The organism is Bacillus sp. LR_5 (genome assembly GCF_042709275.1).
Genome location: NZ_JAVAXX010000513.1, coordinates 1 through 2,404 on the forward strand (window position 1 = coordinate 1; position 2,404 = coordinate 2,404).

At 38.9% G+C, this 2,404-nt stretch carries 3 protein-coding genes; all 3 read right to left on the bottom strand.

Annotation, left to right across the window (positions count from 1 at the left end):
• Positions 1-54: 54 nt before the first annotated feature.
• The 3 genes from tasA to tapA all read right to left on the bottom strand — a co-directional run bounded on the left by tasA (position 55) and on the right by tapA (position 2,221).
• Complete coding sequence (gene tasA / locus RAC86_RS37825; protein ID WP_014664586.1) at positions 55-840, bottom strand: biofilm matrix protein TasA; 786 nt, start codon at positions 838-840, stop codon at positions 55-57.
• A gap of 63 nt (positions 841-903) precedes the next feature.
• The gene (gene sipW / locus RAC86_RS37830; RefSeq protein ID WP_003230181.1) at positions 904-1,476 is read right to left on the bottom strand and encodes a signal peptidase I SipW; all 573 of its coding nucleotides are present in this window, start codon (positions 1,474-1,476) and stop codon (positions 904-906) included.
• Complete coding sequence (gene tapA, locus RAC86_RS37835) at positions 1,460-2,221, bottom strand: amyloid fiber anchoring/assembly protein TapA (protein ID WP_029726724.1); 762 nt, start codon at positions 2,219-2,221, stop codon at positions 1,460-1,462. The genes sipW and tapA overlap by 17 nt, the downstream gene beginning before the upstream one ends.
• Between the last annotated feature and the right edge of the window lie 183 nt (positions 2,222-2,404).

Consider the following 2,404-nt stretch of genomic DNA (forward strand, 5'->3'; position numbering starts at 1 on the left):
CCATCGAGACGGCCCAGTATATGAATACTGGGCCGTCTCTTTTTATTGCTGTTATTAATTTTTATCCTCGCTGTGCGCTTTTTCATTTTCTTTCACATAACCGTCTTTATCAGTATGGTCCTTTTTGATTGTCAAGCCGTTCCACTGTGTAGCTTCGAACGAGAATTGAAGCTTAATGGAGTTGCCTTGATATTTATTTTGAACCATAAGCCCGTTTTCATCTTTTGTTTTATCATCTTTGAATTGGATTTCCATTTGAACCTGATCGAAGTCAGTTGGTGTTTTTGGAACACCATCATATTCAGGAGCGGTTTTACCGTCAATTGTTGCTACATTGACTTTACCGCTTGCATGTAAGAATTTAGGGTCTATTTGTTTTTTGATTTTTTCAGCAGCCGCTGCATCATTTTTAGCAGACATCAAATACAAGTCTTTAAGGTTCGCATCATCTAAAATAATGTTTTTCGGGTAACCATTGCCGCCCTCTTTTCCAACTGTCAACAATGTCACTTCAAACTGGCTGAGGAAATCTTCTGGAGATGTATTGCTGCCGCCGTTTGCTTTAAAATCTCCATAATTAAGCGCCATTAAAACTTCTTTGATCGCAAGTGATCCGTTATTTTCAAATTGGAAATCCTTTGTCAACTTATCTCCCGGCTTTAGATTTGATAAGTTCACACTCGCTGAATTCTCTTTAGCAGATAAATCAAGCGTACCTGATGCAAAAGTAGCATCCTTTGATTTAATGTCGTTAAATGCTGCCCATGTTCCTCCTCCAACTAAAGCTAATCCTAGTGCTGCAGAAGCAACTCCTAAACTCAATTTCTTTTTCATACCCATGGTAAACTCCCCTTTTATTGAATGATTTTATATCGAAACCTGTTGCCAGGTTTACAATTGAAGTTAAGTAGACATGGTGCTGTCCTTTGTATCTGTTTCCAAGGCTTTTGTCTTTCTTTCAATTTCTCTAATGGCGCTGCTGATCGTCACAAAAGCGTACACTAACAGCATCACGCCGGGAACAATCAATAATACAGCCGTTCCAATCGGCTGGCTGGCAAAATGAAGCATATAGCCTGCATATGGAAGCTGAAAACCTGTGTATTGTGCGCGAACATTTTCGTCCGATACAGGCGCTGAATCAGCTGCTGCATTATTATCACCTTTTGTTTTAAATAACAAATGGTCTCCTTGCTTTGTTATGTCAACAATTCTGTGGGTGACCGCCGTATTTGCATCCTGCATAAATGTAATAACGTCACCTTTTTGAAGCTCTTTCACATCAGCGATTTCTTTGACCAATATTAAGGAACCTGTATTGAACTCCGGCTCCATCGAACCTGACAGAACTGATTTCAATGTATACCCAAACACCGCCGGCTCTCCCCCGGATGAACGTGTTGAAATCACGACAAGTGTCAGCACAATAATAAGAGTAAAGATGATCACGTATAAAATATTACTGATCAGCTTCATTGCTTTTTTCATCCTCTTCCCCGCTTTCCTTCTGGTCTGATTGAGTTTCATTTTCTTTGGTTACAGCTTCTTGAGATGTTTCTTCTTTCATTGTTTTTTCCTGTATATCCTTTTGTGTTGTTTCATTCTCCTTTTTGACGTCCGACTTTGTTTCTTTTTTAGGGACTGTCGGTTTTTCATCGCATTTTGCAAGCGTCATAGGCTCCGACCACTCAAATGTACTGCCGTTTGCCGGGTAGCCTGCCGGTTTATATACTTTAAATGCATAAATGCCGGGTTTCATTTTTTTCTTGGTCTCAATTTTATAAAGTGAATCGCCGATTTGATTGGAGACAAATCCTTTTTCGATCACGTTCCCATCCTTTAACGGTTTGCGGGCATTTTCAAGCTTATGAAGCTCCCACTTCCACTTTGATTTCTTAAGTTTCTCACCTGTATTTTCGAGCACAGCAAATAAGGCGAAAGGTGAGCATACAGTGCCTTTCGTATCCGTTTGATCTGATATGTGCAAATCACTTTGATCCCAGCGTTTATCATAATGGCAGTTTTTATCTGTATGCTGAAAGTCTTTACACGTTTGAAGTGAGACATCAAATGTTTCAATATCATGAAAAGCAGCGCTTGTATCATCGGAAAATTGTAAGCATATTGCGGCAGTCAGACTGAAAATGACTGAAAGCTGAAAGATAAGCAGAACTTTCAGTTTCGTCTTCGCCTTTTGCTGATTGTGAAACAATCGAAACATATCTTACCTCCTGTAAAACACTGTAACTTGATATGACAATCGTTCTCTTTAAAGAACCTCACAAATAGAGTATAATCAACGATTTATAGATTTAAAAACACCGAAATCGCTCATTTCGTTCGTTTAAAAGAATGTTTTCATCATATTACAAAGTCTTGCTCAGTATTGCTCATTTTTTCAATT

What these genes read in the sequence shown, in the direction of transcription:
- tasA (WP_014664586.1), bottom strand. Translation starts at nt 840, where the DNA reads ATGGGTATGAAAAAGAAATTGAGTTTAGGAGTTGCTTCTGCAGCACTA.
- sipW (WP_003230181.1), bottom strand. Translation starts at nt 1,476, where the DNA reads ATGAAGCTGATCAGTAATATTTTATACGTGATCATCTTTACTCTTATT.
- tapA (WP_029726724.1), bottom strand. Translation starts at nt 2,221, where the DNA reads ATGTTTCGATTGTTTCACAATCAGCAAAAGGCGAAGACGAAACTGAAA.